Source organism: Streptomyces sp. NPDC050703 (genome assembly GCF_040654435.1).
In the GTDB taxonomy this organism is placed as follows: domain Bacteria; phylum Actinomycetota; class Actinomycetes; order Streptomycetales; family Streptomycetaceae; genus Streptomyces.
The window spans coordinates 83,652-99,821 of the sequence record NZ_JBFAHX010000006.1 but is presented as its reverse complement, the minus strand read 5'-3'; the positions used below and the strand labels follow the sequence as shown (position 1 = coordinate 99,821).

The window sequence follows — 16,170 nt, the reverse complement described above, 5'->3', positions numbered from 1 at the left end:
GTCAGCGGCCTCCGATCGGGGTCTCCCCCGCTCGAACGGGGTCGAGCAGCTGGGGATGGGTGAGCAGGTGGAGCAGGGGGCTTCCGTCCTCGGGCAGGACGTCGTCGGCCTCCCAGGCGCGGGCGAGCGCGCCCACCGACGCGAGGTCGCCGAGCAGGACGCCGCCGACCAGGCGGTCGCCGCGGACGACGACCTTGCGGTAGGTGCCGCGGGTGGCGTCGGCGAGCTGGACGACGTCGTCGTCGGGGCGCGGCTCGGGGTCGCCGAACGCGGCGAGATCGAGGGGCCCCGGACCCGCGAGGGTGAGCCGGGTCAGCATGCGGCTGCCCGTGTACGGGGGCGCGTTCCGGCCGGTGAGGGCGTCGGCGAGCGCGTCGGCCTGTTCGAGCGCCGGGGCCGCGAGGCCGTAGACGCGGCCCGCGTGCTCCGCGCAGTCGCCGACCGCCCTGATGTGCGGATCGGACGTCCGCAGCAGGTCGTCCACGACGATCCCCTTCCGTACGTCGAGTCCGGCGTCCAGCGCCAGACCGGTACGGGGGCGTACGCCGCAGGCCAGGACGGTCAGGTCGGTCTCCAGCGCGAAGCCGTCCGCGAGCTCGACCCGGCGGACCGACCCGCCGGTGACGGTGACCCCGCGCACCCGGCACTCGGTGTGCACCTCGACACCGAGGCCGGTGAGATGCGCCCGCACCAGCTCCGACGAGGCCGGGTCGAGCTGGCGCTCCATGAGCCGCTCGGCCTGCTGGGTCAGGACGACCTGCGCGCCCCGGTGGGCCAGCGCCCTCGCCGCCGAAACGCCGAGGAGGCCGCCGCCGATGACGACGGCGCGGACGCCGGGCCGCACGGCGGCGGAGAGCGCCAGGCAGTCGTCCATCGTGCGGAAGGCGTGGACGCCGCCGGGCAGTTCGGTGGCGCCCGGCGCGAACAGGCCGCGCAGGGGCGGCAGCACGGGGTTCGAGCCCGTCGCCAGGATCAGGGTGCCGTAGGGGACGACGGTGCCGTCCTCGCAGTGCACCCGGCGCGCGGCGCGGTCGACGCGGGTCGCGCGGGTGCGGAGCAGGGTGCCCGCGGGGCTCGGCAGCGTGGTCACTTCCGCGCCGTAGCGGCCCGCGAGGACGTCCGCGAGGAGGACGCGGTTGTACGGGGCGTGGGGCTCGTCGCCGATCAGTACCGTGCCGGTGCCGAGGCGGTTCGCCACGTGGGTGCCGGCTAGGCCGGTGCCGATCACCACTGCCTTGGGTGTCATGACATTCAGCGTGCGGGGGTGGTGTTTCCCGGGCGGGGCCCGGGTGTTTCCCCCGGGGATCGCTGTCCTCAGCCTTGGCTCGCCGGGGGTGTGAGTTTTCCCGGGGGCCGGGGGCGGCGCTTGTCGGGTGCCGGTTGTTGGTTGTCCGTTGTCCGTTGCCCGGTGGGGCTTTCCTGGTCGCCGCTTCGCGGCGGGTGTTTCCCACCCGCCCGCCCGTTTGCCCCGGGGTGTTTCCTGGGCCGCCGCTTCGCGGCGGGTGTTTCCCACCCGCCCGCCCGTTTGCCCCGGGGTGTTTCCCGGTCGCCTGTCCGTTTGCCCTGGGGTGTTTCGTGGGCCGCTGCTTCGCTGCGGGTGGGGCAGCTCAGAAGTAGCTCAACTAACCCCTGCATCCGTGGACTCTGCAGCCATCTCGTCCATAGGGTCGCGATCATGCCTGACATATCGCTGACCACCGTCGTCGTCCTCTGCGCCGCCGCCCTCGCGGCGGGCTGGATCGATGCCGTGGTCGGCGGCGGGGGACTGCTGCTGCTCCCCGCCCTGCTGCTCGGGCTGCCCGCCGGCACCCCGGCCGCGCACGCCCTCGGCACCAACAAGGCCGTCGCCATCGTCGGCACCGCGGGCGCCGCCGCGACGTACATCAGGAAGACCCGCGTCGACGTGCCGACCGCCGTACGGATCGGCCTCGCCGCGCTCGCCGGATCGATGGGCGGCGCCTTCTTCGCGGCCGGGATGAGCACCGAGGTGCTGAAGCCCGTCATCATGGTGGTGCTCGTCGCCGTGGCCGCCTTCGTCATCCTGCGGCCCGCCTTCGGCACCGCGCCCGCGGCGGAGCCCGCTTCGCCGAAGCGGACTCTCGCCGCGATCGGCCTCGCGGGGCTCGGCATCGGCTTCTACGACGGCCTCATCGGCCCCGGCACCGGCACGTTCCTCGTCCTCGCCCTGACCGCCGTGCTCCACCTCGACCTGGTCGCCGCGTCGGCCACCGCCAAGATCGTCAACTGCTGCACCAACGCCGGTGCCCTCGCGATGTTCGCCTGGCAGGGCGCGGTCCTGTGGCAGCTCGCCGCGCTGATGGCCGCCTTCAACCTCGCGGGCGGCATGTTCGGCGCCCGCACGGCGCTCAAGAAGGGCAGCGGCTTCGTCCGGATCGTGCTGCTGACGACGGTTCTCGGGCTGGTGGTGAAGATGGCGTACGAGCAGTGGGTCGCCTGAGCCGGATCTCGGACCGTCCGGTCTCAGCGGACCTCGGTCAGATGGGCGAAGACCACCACGTTGCCCTGGTAGCCGGTCTCCTCGGAGTACCTGCCGCCACAGGTGATCACCCGCAGCTCGGGCCGTGACGCGGCGCCGTACACCTTGTCGTCGGGAAAGGCGTCGGCGTCGTACACCTCGTTCGCGTCGACCGTGAAGACGGCGACGCTGCCGTCCCTGCGCTCCACCTCGATGGTGGTGCCGCGGCGCAGCGCGCCCAGCTCGTAGAAGACGGCCGGGCCCTCCTTGTTGTCCACGTGGCCCGCCACGACGGCGGTGCCGCGCTCGCCGGGCGTGGTGCCCGCCTCGTACCAGCCCGCGAGGTTCTTCCGCTCGGGCGGCGGCACGTCGAGGCTGCCCTGGCGCGTCAGGCCGAGCCCCATCAGCGGCGTGTCGACGCCGATCGCGGGGATGCGCAGGCGGTCGGGCGGGGACGGCGGGAGGGACGCGGAGCCGGACTCCTGCCGGGCGCCGGCCTCGTGCTGTCCGGGCCTGGCGGACGCCTGTGCGGCGGACGGCTGCGGCGGGGAGTGCGGGCCGGTGCCGCTGCCCAGCAGCCACGCGCCGGAACACAGCGCCACGGCGCTGACGGTCGCTATGAGCGCGTTGCCGGTCCTGCCGCGCGTTCCTGCCGAGCGACGTGTACGGCGCATACGGCGTCCCCCTGGGTTCGGGATGTCGGGCGTGGGGTGTGGAGTGAGGGGCGTGGAGTGTGGGGAGGGGGGAGGGGCGGGTGTGCGGCGGTGCTTGTGGGTGCTGCTTGTGGGTGCGTGGGTGTGGTGGGGCTGGGCGTCGCGTGCCGTGGGGCTGGACGGGGGCGGCGGAGGGCGGTCGTCAGATCCTGTCGCCCCTCGCCCGGCGATGCAGGAGCCAGGTGCCGCCCGCGGCGGCGACGGCCAGTGCCGCGACGCCCGCCGCGGTCTGCACCGGGTCGGGGCCGAGCGCGCCGCCGACCCCCGTCTTCACGTGCCCCTTCGGCTGCGTCGTGGGCCGTTCGGCGGCGGCCGCGGTGGAGGTGACCGTCACCACCAGGTCCGCCGCGAGCCGCTTGTTCTTCACCCCCGAGCCGCCCGCGCCGGAGCACTTCGCGGCGATCTCATAGGTGCCGGGCTGTGCGGAGGGAGGCACCTCGAAGCGGCCGGTCACCTCTCCGGGGCCGCCGCCGGGCGCCATCGTGAACCGGCCCGCGCCCACGGCGCTGGCGTCGCCCGCGGCGGTGCCGCCGGAGCCGCAGGCGGCGGTGCGGACGGTGACGGGCTTGCCGGGGGTCACGGTCGCCGGGGTGATCACGAGGTCTCCGCCGGCCGCAGCGGAGGCGGGGTCGGCCAGGGCGCCGGCCGTCGCTGCGGCGAGGGCGGTACCGGTCAGCAGACGGGCGATGCGCATGATGCTCGTTCCTCCGAGGCCTCCACGGGGCACGCCCCGCGACACCCCCAAGTGCCGCTGCGTCGGTCGAGTCCCGCTCTTCCGAGGTAAGTGGCACTCGGCGGCGCGCGCCTCCCGGTGGGTCGCGGGAAAGCGGGGGCGGGGGCGGTTCCTTCTGCCCGAGCGGCAGCGTTACAGCAGGTCACGGGCGTGACGGTGGTCCCGCTCCGAAGACCGTGGGCGGCGGCTGTGAATGGGTGACCCGGTGGGCCCGCGCGGTGCGGTGGCCGGCCGGGCCGTGCGGGGGCCCCGGCCCGGCCCCGCGCGGGCCGCGCCACGCCCGTCCTCGGACGCCGGACGGGCCGGGGCCCGGCCCCGCACCGTCCGCCGGCGCGTGGGTCCTTCGGCGCGCCGCCGTCTTCCGCGGGTGTTCAGACCCTCTCCCAGGGCACCTCCTCGTAGACCCCGGACACCGTCGCCATCAGCTTCTCGTCGACGGCGTACGTCATGCCGTCGATCCGCCGCACCGGACTGACCCCCCACGCGTTGGTGACGAAGGCCGCCGAGTACGACGGCAGGTCCGCGAGGGTGACGCGGGCGTGCCGGGTGGGGAGACCGGCGGCCGGCAGGCCCGCCTCGACGAGCTGCATCGTGATGCCGGACAGGTGCGGGGCCTCCGGCCAGACGACGCCCGCCCCGTCGAAGAAGGCGATGTTCGTGACGGCGCCCTCGCTGATCTCCCCGTCGGGGGCGGTGAGCAGGGCGCCGTCGAACCCCGCCCGCCGGGCCAGCTCGCCGTAGTGGGCCTGGCCGAAGCCGCCCAAGTGCTTGATGTGGGCGAAGGGCCGCTGGTACGGCACCGACATCAGGGACTGCGCCCGGCCCTCCATGGTCTCCGCCAGCACGGTCGGCGGGCGCACGGTGATCATCACGGACGGCTTCCCGTCAGGGGCGTGCACGTGGACGCGTACGGAGGCGTCCTCGATGTCGTCCCGCAGGATGTGCCGGACGAGCCCGCGCACCCACTCACCGTCAAGGGCCTGCCCGAACACTTCACGCGTCGCCGCGTCCAGCCGCGCCAGGTGGCGGTCCATGGCGCGCACCCTGCCGGCCCTGACCTGCAACGCGGTGAAGTGCCCGGGGTTGGCGACGGCCGGCCAGAGCAGTCCGGCGGCGGTGGCGGGCCGCCCGTCGATCTCGATGCGCTGCACCAGTGCGGAGGTTGTCATGCGGCCACGCTACGAGACACCCACCGGGCGGCCCCTGCCCCGGGCGGCAGGCCCCAGCCGCGGACCGCCCCTCCCAGCCCCCGGACACCGGTCCCCGCCCCCGGTCACCAGTCCCCGCCGGGCCACCGGTTCCGGCCCGCGAGCCCCCTGTGCACAATCTCGGTATGGACGCTCACGACCCGACCGAACCGGCTCCGACGGCTGCGGCCACGGCCGCGACCACGACCGCGGCCACGACCACGCCGACCGAGCCGCCCGCGCCCGCCGTCCTGACCGTGCTGACCACCACGGACGCGGAGGGCAAGGCCCGGGACCTGGCGGGCGGCGCGGTACGTGCCCGGGTCGCGGCCTGCGCGCAGATCACCGGACCCGTCACGTCCGTGTACCGCTGGGAAGGCGCCGTCGAGACCGCCCAGGAGTGGCAGGTCCTGCTCAAGACGACCGCCGCGCGCTACGACGCCCTGGAGGCATGGCTCACCGAGGCCCACGACTACGACACCCCGGAGATCATCGCCACCCCCATGGCGCGGGGGAGCGCGGCCTACCTGGAGTGGGTGGCGCGGGAGACCGCCGGGTGACCCCCCGGCTGCCGTTCTTCGTCTACGGCACCCTGCGCCCGGGACAGCACAACCACGCCGCGTACCTCCTCGGCCACGTGGCCGCCGAGGAACCGGCCGTGCTGCCGGGCGCGGCCCTGTACGCGGGCCCCGGCTACCCGTACGCCGTCGAGGACAGCGGAGCCGGCCCCGTCCACGGCGAGCTGGTCACCGCCGCGCACTCCGCGCACGACCCGCTGCTCGCCGCCCTTGACCTCCTTGAGGAGTACGCGCCGGGCGACCCCCGCAGTCTGTACGAACGTGTCGTCCGCGAGGTGACCCGCACCGCCGACGGCACCACGGCCCCCGCCTGGGTCTACGTGGCGGCCCCGCGCGTGGCCGAGCGGCTCCGGGCCTCGGGGACGCTGATCCGGGGAGGCGACTGGTCCGCGGCGCCCGCTCCTCCGCCCGCCCCGTGAACGGCCGACTCCCGGCGCCCGCGTGACCCACGCGCAACTCCCGCCGGTCACACGACTCCTGCCGCTCACGCAACTCCCGCCAGTCGCGCAAACCGGCTGCTCACGAGGTCGATTCCGCAGCTCAAACGCCGGCGCACCCGATCTGATGATCTCGACCACTCGTCCGGGCGACTTCGCATGACTACCCAGAGTGGTCGCGGCGAAGCTCTCCGTGTGCACCGCCCGGTGCGCGTCCTCGGTGTTCAACAAGGAGTCGCGTCATGCGAGTTCGCCGTACCCTGCCGGCTCTCATCGGAGCCGTGACCCTCACCCTCGGCATGTCCCTGGCGGCGACGGCCTCCGCCGCCCCGGCATCGCCGACCGCCGTCAGGAACCCCTGCGGGTTCTACGAGACGTCGCGGGACGCCTACTACAACCACTGCACGAGCGACGGCTCCCGCATCGTGATCGAGATCGACGACTGGGGCCCCAACAGCACCCGGTGCGTGGGCCCCGGCGTCACCTGGATCGGCGAGGCCGGGGACATCGACGGCGCCTGGTACGTCGGCCGCACCTGCTGACGTCCGCGGAGCGGGCCCGGGGGCACGACGGCCCGGGCCCGCTCAGCCGGACCGCAGGCGTTCGAGCCGTACCGCGCACACCTTGAACTCCGGCATCCGCGACACGGGGTCGAGGGCCGGATGCGTCAGGGAGTTGGCCCGTCCCTCGCCCGGCCAGTGGAACGGCATGAACACCGTGTCGGACCGGATCGACGACGTGACCCGCGCCGGAGCGACCGCACGGCCGCGGCGCGACACCACGGCGACCGGCTCGCCGTCCTCGATCCGGAGCCGAGCCGCGAGCCGCGGGTGCAGCTCCACGAAGGGCCCGGGCGCGGCGGAGTTCAGCTCGTCGACCCGGCGGGTCTGCGCCCCCGACTGATACTGCGCGAGCACCCGCCCCGTGGTGAGCAGCACGGGATACTCCGCGTCCGGCTCCTCGGCGGCGGCCCGGTGCACCACCGGCACGAACCGCGCCCGCCCGTCCTCGGTGGCGAACCGGTCGAGGAACAGCCGCCGGGTCCCGGGGTGCGGGGCCCCGCTCTCCGCTCCCTCCGCGCCCCCGCTCCCGCACGGCCAGAACAGGCCCTCCCCCTCGTTCTCCGCCAGCCGCGCGTAGGAGATCCCCGAGTAGTCCGCGGGGCCGCCCGCGCTCGCCCGGCGCAGCTCCTCGAAGACCTCCTCCGGTGCCGCGGGGAAGCCCTCCGTGTGCCCGAGCCGGGCCGCGAGGCCGTGCAGGACCTCCAGGTCGCTGCGGACCCCGGCGGGCGCGGACACCGCGCGGCGCCGCAGCAGGACCCGGCCCTCCAGGTTCGTCACCGTCCCGGTCTCCTCGGCCCACTGCGTCACCGGCAGCACCACGTCCGCCAGTTCAGCCGTCTCCGACAGCACCACGTCGGCCACCGCGAGGAAGTCGAGCGAACGCAGCCGCTCCTCCACATGTGCCGCCCGCGGCGCCGACACGACCGGGTTGGAGCCCATCAGGAGCAGTGACTTGACGTCCCCGCCGAGCGCGTCGAGCAGTTCGTACGCCGACCTGCCGGGCCCCGGCAGCGACTCCGGGTCCACGCCCCAGACCTCCGCCACATGGGCCCGCGCCGCCGGATCGGTCAGCTTGCGGTAACCGGGCAGCTGGTCCGCCTTCTGCCCGTGCTCCCGCCCGCCCTGGCCGTTGCCCTGGCCGGTCAGGCAGCCGTACCCGGACAGGGGCCGTCCCGCGCGCCCCGTGGCCAGGCACAGGTTGATCCACGCCCCGACGGTGTCCGTCCCCTTGGACTGCTGCTCGGGGCCGCGCGCCGTGAGCACCATCGAGGCCCCGGCGTCGCAGAAGAGCCGCGCGGCGTCCCGCAGGTGCGGCACCGGCACACCGGTGATCCGCTCCACGTGCTCGGGCCAGTGCGCCATCGCCGCCGCCCGCGCCTCCTCCCATCCGCTGGTGCGCCCGGCGATGAACTCCTCGTCCGTACGCCCCTCCGCCACGACCAGGTGCAGCAGGCCGAGCGCGAGCGCGAGGTCCGTGCCGGGGCGCGGTGCCAGGTGCAGATCGGCCTGCTCCGCGGTCCTGGTCCGCCGGGGGTCCACGACGATCAGCGTGCCGCCGTTCTCCCGCAGCTCGGTCAGGTACCGCAGCGCGGGCGGCATCGTCTCCGCGAGGTTCGACCCGACGAGGATCACGCACCCGGTGCGGGGGATGTCCTCCAGCGGGAACGGCAGCCCCCGGTCGAGCCCGAACGCCCGCTGGCCGGCCGCCGCGGCCGACGACATGCAGAACCGGCCGTTGTAGTCGATCTGCGACGTCCCGAGCACCACCCGCGCGAACTTGCCCAGCGCGTACGCCTTCTCGTTCGTCAGGCCGCCGCCGCCGAACACCCCGCACGCGTCCGCGCCGTGGGCCGCCCGCGTGCGGGACAGTTCACCGGCGATCCGGTCGAGGGCCGCCTCCCAGGTGGCCGCCGCGAGCCTGCCCGTGGCGCGGTCCCGCACGAGGGGCTCGGTCAGCCGGACGCGGGAGGACAGCACGGCAGGCGCCGTACGCCCCTTGCCGCACAGGGCGCCCCTGTTCACCGGGAAGCCCGCGCGCTCCCTGACCTCCACGCCCCCGCCGGGGCCGGCCGCCAGGTCCATCCCGCACTGCAACGCGCAGTACGGGCAGTGCGTCGCCGTCACCTCCACCACGGCCTCCCCGGCGGCCGGGGCCGCAGGGTCCGCCGAGGCCGCAGGGTCCGCCGGTGTCGCGGCTGCCGGGGGTGTCGCCGTGGAGTGCATGCCCTCAGCCTGCGCCGGCGTTGTTACGCGGCTTCGCGCGGTCGCGTTACGCACGCGGTAAGGCGACCTCAGCCGCCCCCGCCCCGCGCTGTGAGGCCCGGGCCGCCCTCAGCGCCTCGCGCCCCGGACGCCACCAGCCGGGCGAGAGCCGGGTGAGCCAGGCGGACAACCGGGACACGTACCCCGTGAGCCCCACGAAAACTGCCGTCACCGCGGCGCAACGCGGCCGCAACGAGCCCCGGCCATCCTCGGACCATGACGCCCCGCATCACCGGCCGGCCCGGCAGCCGCCTCCGCCTCGTCGCCCCCGACGGCGGGCGCCGCCCCGCCCCCACGCTCGTCCTCGTCGCCCACGGCAGCCGCGACCCCCGCGCCCTCGCCACCGTCACGGCCCTCGCCGAGCGGGTCCGCGAACAGCGCCCCGGCCTCGCGGTGCGCCTCGGCCACATCGAGCTGAACGAACCGCTGCTCACCGACACCCTCGCCGCGCAGCCGAGCGGCCGTGCCGTGCTGGTGCCGCTGCTCCTCGGCCGGGGCCGGCACGTCAAGCGCGACCTCCCCGCGGCCGCCGCGGGCGCGCCCCACCTGGACGTCGGCGCCGCCGCCCCGCTCGGCCCGCACCCCCTGCTCGCCGAGGCCCTGCACACCCGGCTCGTCGAAGCGGGCTGGCCGCCGCGGCCGCTCGGCACGGCCGCGCGCCGCCGTCACGCCGTCGTCCTCGCGGCGGCGGGCTCCCGCGACCCGGAGTCCGCCGCGGACACCGAAGCCGCCGCCGCCCTGCTCGCCGAACGGCTCGGCGTCCCCGTGGTCGCCGCTTACGCGGCGCCCACCGCGGCCTGCGCCCGTACCGTGCCGGAGGCGATCGGGGCCCTGGCCGGGCGGGGCAGGACCCGCACGGCCGTGGCCGCGTACTTCACCGCGCCCGGCCGCTTCGCCACCCAGAGCGCGGACGCGGCACCCTGGATCGCGGCGGCCCCGCTCGGCGCCCACCCGTCCCTCGCCCGCCTCGTCCTGCACCGCTACGACCAGGCGTGCGGCACGCCCTCCCTGGCCGAACAGCGCCGCCCGACCGCCGTCTGACGAGGGGCCAGGGCCCTCTTCGCCACCGCTTGCGTCTACTGTCGGTGCATGGCAGGCACAGCACCGAACGCGCGACACGACACCCACGAGGCGTATGACGGGGCCGCCGTCGAGCGGTGGGCCGCCGAGCCCGACAAGCGTCCGGGGCGCACGGCCTTCCAGCGCGACCGCGCGCGCGTGCTGCACTCCGCCGCGCTGCGCCGCCTCGCGGGCAAGACCCAGGTCGTCACGCCGGGCACCCGCAGCCAGGCCTGGGACGCCAGCGCCCGTACGCGTCTGACGCACTCCCTGGAGTGCGCGCAGGTCGGCCGCGAGCTGGGCGCCGCCCTCGGCTGCGACCCCGACCTGGTGGAGACCGCCTGCCTCTCGCACGACCTCGGCCACCCGCCCTTCGGGCACAACGGCGAGCAGGCGCTGAACGAGGTGGCGGCCGACTGCGGCGGCTTCGAGGGCAACGCCCAGTCGCTGCGGCTCCTCACCCGCATCGAGCCGAAGCGCTTCGTCCGCTCCGAGACCACCGGCGATCCGGTCAGCGTCGGCCTGAACCTGACACGGGCCGCCCTCGACGCCGCCACCAAGTACCCCTGGCCGCGCGGCGGCCACCCCAGCGACCCGGACTCCGTCAAGTTCGGGGTCTACGAGGACGACAGGCCCGTCTTCGACTGGGCCCGCAAGGAGGCCCCCGGGCAGCGCGTCTGCTTCGAGGCGCAGGTCATGGACTGGTCGGACGACGTCGCGTACTCCGTCCACGACGTCGAGGACGGCCTGCACGCCGGACACATCGACCCGAACGCGCTGCACGCCGAGCCCGAGCGCCGGGACGTCTTCGCCGTGGCGGTCGGGCGCTACGTCCCCGCCGACACCGACCCCGAAGAGCTGGCCCACGCCCTCGACCGCCTCCTTGAGCACGAGTGGTGGCCGCACGGGTACGACGGGACGGCCGTCGCCCAGGCCCGCCTGAAGGACGCCACGAGCCAGCTCATCGGCCGCTTCTGCCTGGCCGCGGAGACCGCCACGCGCGCGGCGTACGGCACGGGACCCCTCACGCGGTACGCCGCCGAGCTCGTCGTCCCCCGCGAGGCGCGGCTGGAGTGCGCGGTGCTCAAGGCCGTCGCCGACCGCTACGTGATGCAGCGCCCCGCGCAGGAGCGGCTCCGCGCGGACCAGCGCGTCGTGGTCGCCGAGCTGGCGGACGCGCTCATGACGCGCGCGCCCGACGGTCTCGACCCGCAGTTCCGCGCGCTGTACGAGGCGGCCCCTGACGACCGCGCCGCGCAGCGCGTGGTGGTCGACCAGATCGCGTCCCTGACCGACGCGGCGGCCCGCGCGCTGCACGCCAGGATGACGTCGAGCCACCTGGGCGGCCACGGACAGTGACTATCGAGTGACCACGGGGCGTGACGGAATGTGGCCGACAGGGGCCACGCCCCCTTCCCCCCTCACGCTCCGTGCGGGACGCTCCTGTGGCATTCGGACAGCGTTCCCGCGTTCAGACAGTGTTCACCGGGCCGCGGCCCGGTCCCCCGGCGAGGAGGCATCAAGTGGTCGACGCGCATCAGACGTTCGTCATTGTGGGAGGAGGTCTGGCCGGCGCCAAGGCGGCAGAGACCCTCCGTTCCGAGGGTTTCACCGGCCGGGTGATCCTCGTCGGCGACGAGCGTGACCGCCCCTACGAGCGCCCGCCCCTGTCCAAGGGCTACCTGCTGGGCAAGGAGGAGCGCGACAGCGTCTTCGTCCACGAACCGGGGTGGTACGCGCAGGCCGACGTCGAACTGCACCTGGGGCAGCCCGTCGTCGCCGTCGACCGCGAGGCGCGGAGCGTGCGCCTGGGCGACGGCACGGTCATCCACTACGACAAGCTGCTGCTCGCCACCGGGGCCGAACCGCGCCGCCTCGACGTCCCCGGCACGGGCCTCGCCGGCGTGCACCACCTGCGCCGCCTCGCCCACGCCGACCGCCTCCGGCAGGTCCTGACCGCCCTCGGCAGGGACAACGGCCACCTGGTGATCGCGGGGGCCGGCTGGATCGGCCTGGAGATCGCGGCTGCCGCCAGGGAGTACGGCGCCGAGGTGACCGTCGTCGAGCGCGAGGCCACCCCGCTGCACGCCGTCCTCGGCCCCGAGGTCGGCCAGATGTTCGCCGACCTGCACGCCGAGCACGGCGTCCGCTTCCACTTCGGCGCGAGCCTCACCGAGATCGTCGGCCAGGACGGCATGGTCCTCGCGGCGCGTACCGACGACGGCGAGGAGCACCCCGCCCACGACGTCCTCGCCGCGATCGGCGCGGCCCCGCGCACGGCCCTCGCCGAGGCCGCGGGCCTCGCCCTGGCCGGCCGCGAGGAGGGCGGCGGCATCGCGGTCGACGCCTCGCTCCGCACCTCCGACCCCGACATCTTCGCCACCGGCGACGTGGCGGCCGTCGCGCACCCCCTCTTCGGCACGCGGCTGCGCGTGGAGCACTGGGCGAACGCCCTGAACGGCGGCCCCGCCGCGGCCCGCGCGATGCTCGGCCAGGACGTCACCCACGACCGGGTGCCCTACTTCTTCTCCGACCAGTACGACGTGGGCCTGGAGTACTCGGGATGGGCGCCCCCGGGCTCGTACGACCAGGTGGTGGTGCGCGGTGACGCCGGCAAGCGGGAGTTCATCGCGTTCTGGCTGCGCGAGGGCCGTGTCCTCGCCGGGATGAACGTGAATGTGTGGGACGTCACGGAGACCGTCCAGAAGCTGATCCACTCCGGCGCCCGCCCCGACCTGAACGCCCTCGCGGACCCCGGCACCCCCCTGGCGTCGCTGATCGCGTGAAGGGCCGGGCCGGAGTGTCACAGGCGGGCCGTAGTATTCCTACGTGGCAGGCAGGATCAATGACGAGGACGTGAAGGCGGTTCGGGACGCGGTCCCGATCGACGCCGTGGTCTCCGACTACCTCCAGCTGCGCAACGCCGGCGGCGGCAACCTCAAGGGCTTGTGCCCCTTCCACGACGAGAAGTCCCCGTCCTTCCAGGTCAGCCCGAGCAAGGGTCTCTTCCACTGCTTCGGCTGCCAGGAAGGCGGCGACACGATCGCCTTCGTGATGAAGATCGACCACCTCACCTTCTCGGAGACGGTCGAGCGCCTCGCCGCCAAGGCGGGCATCACCCTGCGGTACGAGGAGGGCGGGTACAACCCCAGCCACCAGCGCGGCGAGCGCATCCGCCTGGTGGAGGCCCACAAGGCGGCCGCCCAGTTCTACGTGGAGCAGCTGGAGGGCCCCGAGGCCGAGATCGGCCGGAAGTTCCTCGCCGAGCGCGGCTTCGACCAGGCCGCGGCGGCGCACTTCGGCGTGGGCTACAGCCCCGCGGGCTGGGACCACCTCACCCGCTTCCTGCGCGGCAAGGGCTTCACCGACAAGGAGCTGACCCTCTCGGGGCTCTCCCAGGAGGGCCGCCGCGGCCCCATCGACCGCTTCCGCGGCCGCCTGATGTGGCCGATCCGCGACATCGGCGGCGAGGTCGTCGGCTTCGGCGCCCGCAAGCTGCGCGACGACGACAACGGCCCGAAGTACCTCAACACGCCCGAGACGCCGATCTACAAGAAGTCACAGGTTCTGTATGGCATCGACCTCGCTAAGAAGGAGATCGCTAGGTCGAGCCGAGCTGTAGTGGTCGAGGGCTATACGGACGTAATGGCCTGTCACGCAGCCGGGGTGCAGAACGCCATCGCCACGTGTGGCACCGCGTTCGGTGGGGAGCACGTCAAAATTCTGCGTCGACTGCTAATGGATAACTCACGGTCGAAGGTGATCTTCACTTTCGACGGTGACGCAGCCGGACAGAAGGCTGCGCTCCGTGCCTTCGAGGATGACCAGAAGTTTGCGGCACGTACGAACATTGCGGTTAGCCCGGCAGGGATGGACCCCTGTGAACTGCGTCTCGCTCAAGGGGACGAAGCTGTAAGAAACCTGGTGGAGGCCAGCACGCCACTCTTTGAGTTTGCGATCCGTTCGATCGTGCAGCAGCACGATGCGGAGTCACCCGAGGGCCAAGCGGCAGCTCTCGAAGAGTCGGCGCCGATCGTGGCCAAGATCAAGGATCAGGCCATTCGCCACCGGTACGCCGTCATGCTCTCCGGGCTGCTCGGGTACGTAACCGACACCCAATTCGTGGTGCACCGAGTCGCACAGTTGGCACGCTGGGCTCGTGAGCGGGGGAACAAGGGACCAGCCCCGACCCCGCAGCAGCCCTCAGCCACTTATGATTCCGCGCCGCAAGGCTTCCGCGGCCCCGCCCTGACCCTGCGCAGCCCCGCCCACCGCACCGAGCGCGAGCTGCTCAAGCTGGCCCTCCAGCGCCCCGAGCTGGTCTCCCCGGCCTTCGACGCCTACGGGGCGGACGAGTTCACCGCCCCGCCCTACGCCGCGGTGCGCCAGTGCATCGAGGAGGCGGGCGGCGCCGAGGCGGGCATCGCCGAGCCGCAGGCCTACCTCGGGCGGGTGCTGGACGCGGCGCCCGACGACACGGTGCGCCGCATGGTCACCGAGCTGGCCGTCGAGGCGATCCTGCGCAAGACCGTCGACGAGGTCTACGCGGGCGTGCAGCTCGTCCAGGTGCGGCTGCGCGCCGTGGACCGCCGCATCAGGGACGTCCAGGGCAGCCTCGCCCGGCTCGGCGCGGGCGGCGACCCGCAGCAACTGGTCGCCGTGCAGAACGAGTTGTGGGTCCTCCAGCAGTACGGCCAGGCGCTGCGCGACCGCGGGGCCGACGCGCTCTAGGAGGCGTGAACCGCGGGGCGCGGGTTACCCGACGGGTAACCACGCGGTCACGGACCGGACTCAAAAAGTCACCGCACGCCCCTCGTGGCGGCCGTGTGTCGTACCCCACACTGGGTTCCGGTGCCTGAGTCCTCGGAGCGCGGCCGGCCCGCAGACAGCGGGCCCGACACCCCCGCGGTTCCACACATCGTGTCCGGGACGGACAGCGGCGAGGCCGTCGTCCCTCTCCCGTTGCCGCACGCCTCAGCTGCGATCACCCTGGAGGTCGCCCCCGTGCAGACCCAGACCCTCACCCAGACCGACACCGCCGCGCGTGCTGACGCCGGTGCGGACGTCCTGGAGGCGGTACCGCCGCAGAGCCGCGCCGCCCGGCACCCCGAGTCCGCTCCGCCGAGGGACACGACGGAGACACCCGAGGCGGCGGAGGCCGCCGGGGCACCGGACCCGGGGGACGCACCCGGCGTCCTCGAACCCGAGATCATCGAGCTGCCGGCCCCCCGCACCCGTACCGACACGAGCGGCCCGTCGTCCGACCTGTTCCGCCAGTACCTGCGCGAGATCGGACGCATCCCGCTGCTCACCGCGGCCGAGGAGGTCGAGCTCGCCCGCGGTGTGGAGGCCGGCCTCTTCGCCGAGGAGAAGCTGCTCAACACCCCCGACCTGGACTCCCAGCTCGCCCTCGACCTCGACAAGCTGGTCGTCATGGGCCGCATGGCCAAGCGCCGCCTCATCGAGGCGAACCTGCGCCTGGTCGTCTCCGTCGCCAAGCGGTACGTGGGCCGCGGCCTGACCATGCTGGACCTCGTCCAGGAGGGCAACCTCGGACTGATCAGGGCCGTCGAGAAGTTCGACTACGCCCGGGGGTACAAGTTCTCCACGTACGCCACCTGGTGGATCCGCCAGGCCATGTCCCGCGCGCTCGCGGACCAGGCCCGCACGATCCGGGTGCCCGTGCACGTGGTGGAGCTCATCAACCGCGTCGTGCGCGTCCAGCGGCGGATGCTCCAGGAGCGCGGGTACGAACCCACGCCCGAGGAGGTCGCCGCCCAGCTCGACCTGCTGCCCGAGCGCGTCAGCGAGGTGCTCCGCCTCGCACAGGAGCCGGTGTCGCTGCACGCCCCGGTGGGGGAGGAGGACGACGTCGCGCTCGGTGACCTGATCGAGGACGGCGACGCGACGTCGCCCGTGGAGTCGGCGGCGTTCCTGCTGCTCCGCGAGCACCTGGAGGCGGTCCTCTCCACCCTCGGCGAACGCGAGCGCAAGGTCGTGCAGCTCCGCTACGGCCTGGTCGACGGCAGGCCCCGCACCCTGGAGGAGATCGGCCGCATCTTCGGCGTGACGCGCGAACGCATCCGCCAGATCGAGTCGAAGACCCTCAACAAGCTGCGGGACCACGCCTTCGCGGACCAGCTGCGGGGCTACCTGGACTGA

The 16,170-nt window shown here is 74.1% G+C and carries 14 protein-coding genes; 9 read left to right on the top strand and 5 right to left on the bottom strand.

Features of this window, described 5'->3' with window-relative positions; genetic code table 11:
- Position 1: 1 nt before the first annotated feature.
- The gene (locus AB0I16_RS07945; RefSeq protein WP_363248446.1) at positions 2-1,246 is read right to left on the bottom strand and encodes an FAD-dependent oxidoreductase; all 1,245 of its coding nucleotides are present in this window, start codon (positions 1,244-1,246) and stop codon (positions 2-4) included.
- 429 nt (positions 1,247-1,675) lie between these two features.
- On the opposite strand from AB0I16_RS07945, the gene AB0I16_RS07940 reads away from it, so the two are divergent.
- Positions 1,676-2,458 (top strand): sulfite exporter TauE/SafE family protein, encoded by a 783-nt coding sequence (locus AB0I16_RS07940; protein WP_363248445.1) that lies wholly within the window; start codon positions 1,676-1,678, stop codon positions 2,456-2,458.
- Positions 2,459-2,481: 23 nt separating this feature from the next.
- Here AB0I16_RS07940 and AB0I16_RS07935 read toward each other — a convergent pair whose 3' ends face one another.
- From AB0I16_RS07935 to AB0I16_RS07925, 3 genes are all read right to left on the bottom strand, one after another.
- Entirely contained in the window at positions 2,482-3,150 is a 669-nt protein-coding gene (locus AB0I16_RS07935; protein WP_363248444.1) for a class F sortase, read from the bottom strand.
- Between the two features lie 181 nt (positions 3,151-3,331).
- Positions 3,332-3,886 carry a hypothetical protein gene (locus AB0I16_RS07930; RefSeq protein ID WP_363248597.1) on the bottom strand — a complete coding sequence of 185 codons (555 nt, stop codon included), beginning with the start codon at positions 3,884-3,886 and terminating at the stop codon, positions 3,332-3,334.
- A gap of 407 nt (positions 3,887-4,293) precedes the next feature.
- Positions 4,294-5,091: an aminotransferase class IV gene (locus AB0I16_RS07925; RefSeq protein WP_363248443.1), complete on the bottom strand. Its 798-nt coding sequence runs from the start codon at positions 5,089-5,091 to the stop codon at positions 4,294-4,296.
- A 269-nt stretch (positions 5,092-5,360) separates the two neighbouring features.
- Between AB0I16_RS07925 and cutA the strand changes: the two genes are divergently transcribed.
- The 3 genes from cutA (at position 5,361) to AB0I16_RS07910 (ending at position 6,666) form a co-directional block, all read left to right on the top strand.
- Positions 5,361-5,669 (top strand): divalent-cation tolerance protein CutA, encoded by a 309-nt coding sequence (gene cutA, locus AB0I16_RS07920; RefSeq protein WP_363248596.1) that lies wholly within the window; start codon positions 5,361-5,363, stop codon positions 5,667-5,669.
- On the top strand, positions 5,666-6,106 hold the full coding sequence (locus AB0I16_RS07915; RefSeq protein ID WP_363248442.1) for a gamma-glutamylcyclotransferase family protein: 441 nt from the start codon (positions 5,666-5,668) through the stop codon (positions 6,104-6,106). The genes cutA and AB0I16_RS07915 overlap by 4 nt, the downstream gene beginning before the upstream one ends.
- Positions 6,107-6,366: 260 nt before the next feature.
- On the top strand, positions 6,367-6,666 hold the full coding sequence (locus AB0I16_RS07910) for a DUF6355 family natural product biosynthesis protein (protein WP_363248441.1): 300 nt from the start codon (positions 6,367-6,369) through the stop codon (positions 6,664-6,666).
- 42 nt (positions 6,667-6,708) lie between these two features.
- Here AB0I16_RS07910 and AB0I16_RS07905 read toward each other — a convergent pair whose 3' ends face one another.
- Entirely contained in the window at positions 6,709-8,910 is a 2,202-nt protein-coding gene (locus tag AB0I16_RS07905; RefSeq protein WP_363248440.1) for a molybdopterin oxidoreductase family protein, read from the bottom strand.
- Positions 8,911-9,165: 255 nt separating this feature from the next.
- Between AB0I16_RS07905 and AB0I16_RS07900 the strand changes: the two genes are divergently transcribed.
- From AB0I16_RS07900 to AB0I16_RS07880, 5 genes are all read left to right on the top strand, one after another.
- Positions 9,166-9,990, top strand: a complete 825-nt coding sequence (locus tag AB0I16_RS07900) for a CbiX/SirB N-terminal domain-containing protein (RefSeq protein ID WP_363248439.1) — start codon at positions 9,166-9,168, stop codon at positions 9,988-9,990.
- 48 nt (positions 9,991-10,038) lie between these two features.
- Complete coding sequence (locus AB0I16_RS07895) at positions 10,039-11,367, top strand: deoxyguanosinetriphosphate triphosphohydrolase (protein WP_363248438.1); 1,329 nt, start codon at positions 10,039-10,041, stop codon at positions 11,365-11,367.
- Between the two features lie 164 nt (positions 11,368-11,531).
- Complete coding sequence (locus AB0I16_RS07890) at positions 11,532-12,794, top strand: FAD-dependent oxidoreductase (protein WP_363248437.1); 1,263 nt, start codon at positions 11,532-11,534, stop codon at positions 12,792-12,794.
- Positions 12,795-12,837: 43 nt separating this feature from the next.
- Positions 12,838-14,739, top strand: coding sequence for a DNA primase (gene dnaG, locus AB0I16_RS07885; RefSeq protein ID WP_363248436.1), 1,902 nt, complete (start codon positions 12,838-12,840; stop codon positions 14,737-14,739).
- Positions 14,740-14,859: 120 nt separating this feature from the next.
- Positions 14,860-16,170, top strand: a complete 1,311-nt coding sequence (locus tag AB0I16_RS07880) for an RNA polymerase sigma factor (protein WP_363248435.1) — start codon at positions 14,860-14,862, stop codon at positions 16,168-16,170.

Coding starts and splice junctions, on each gene's coding strand:
- AB0I16_RS07925 (WP_363248443.1), bottom strand. CDS start 5,091: ATGACAACCTCCGCACTGGTGCAGCGCATCGAGATCGACGGGCGGCCC.
- AB0I16_RS07905 (WP_363248440.1), bottom strand. CDS start 8,910: ATGCACTCCACGGCGACACCCCCGGCAGCCGCGACACCGGCGGACCCT.
- AB0I16_RS07945 (WP_363248446.1), bottom strand. CDS start 1,246: ATGACACCCAAGGCAGTGGTGATCGGCACCGGCCTAGCCGGCACCCAC.
- AB0I16_RS07900 (WP_363248439.1), top strand. CDS start 9,166: ATGACGCCCCGCATCACCGGCCGGCCCGGCAGCCGCCTCCGCCTCGTC.
- AB0I16_RS07895 (WP_363248438.1), top strand. CDS start 10,039: ATGGCAGGCACAGCACCGAACGCGCGACACGACACCCACGAGGCGTAT.
- AB0I16_RS07935 (WP_363248444.1), bottom strand. CDS start 3,150: ATGCGCCGTACACGTCGCTCGGCAGGAACGCGCGGCAGGACCGGCAAC.
- AB0I16_RS07910 (WP_363248441.1), top strand. CDS start 6,367: ATGCGAGTTCGCCGTACCCTGCCGGCTCTCATCGGAGCCGTGACCCTC.
- AB0I16_RS07940 (WP_363248445.1), top strand. CDS start 1,676: ATGCCTGACATATCGCTGACCACCGTCGTCGTCCTCTGCGCCGCCGCC.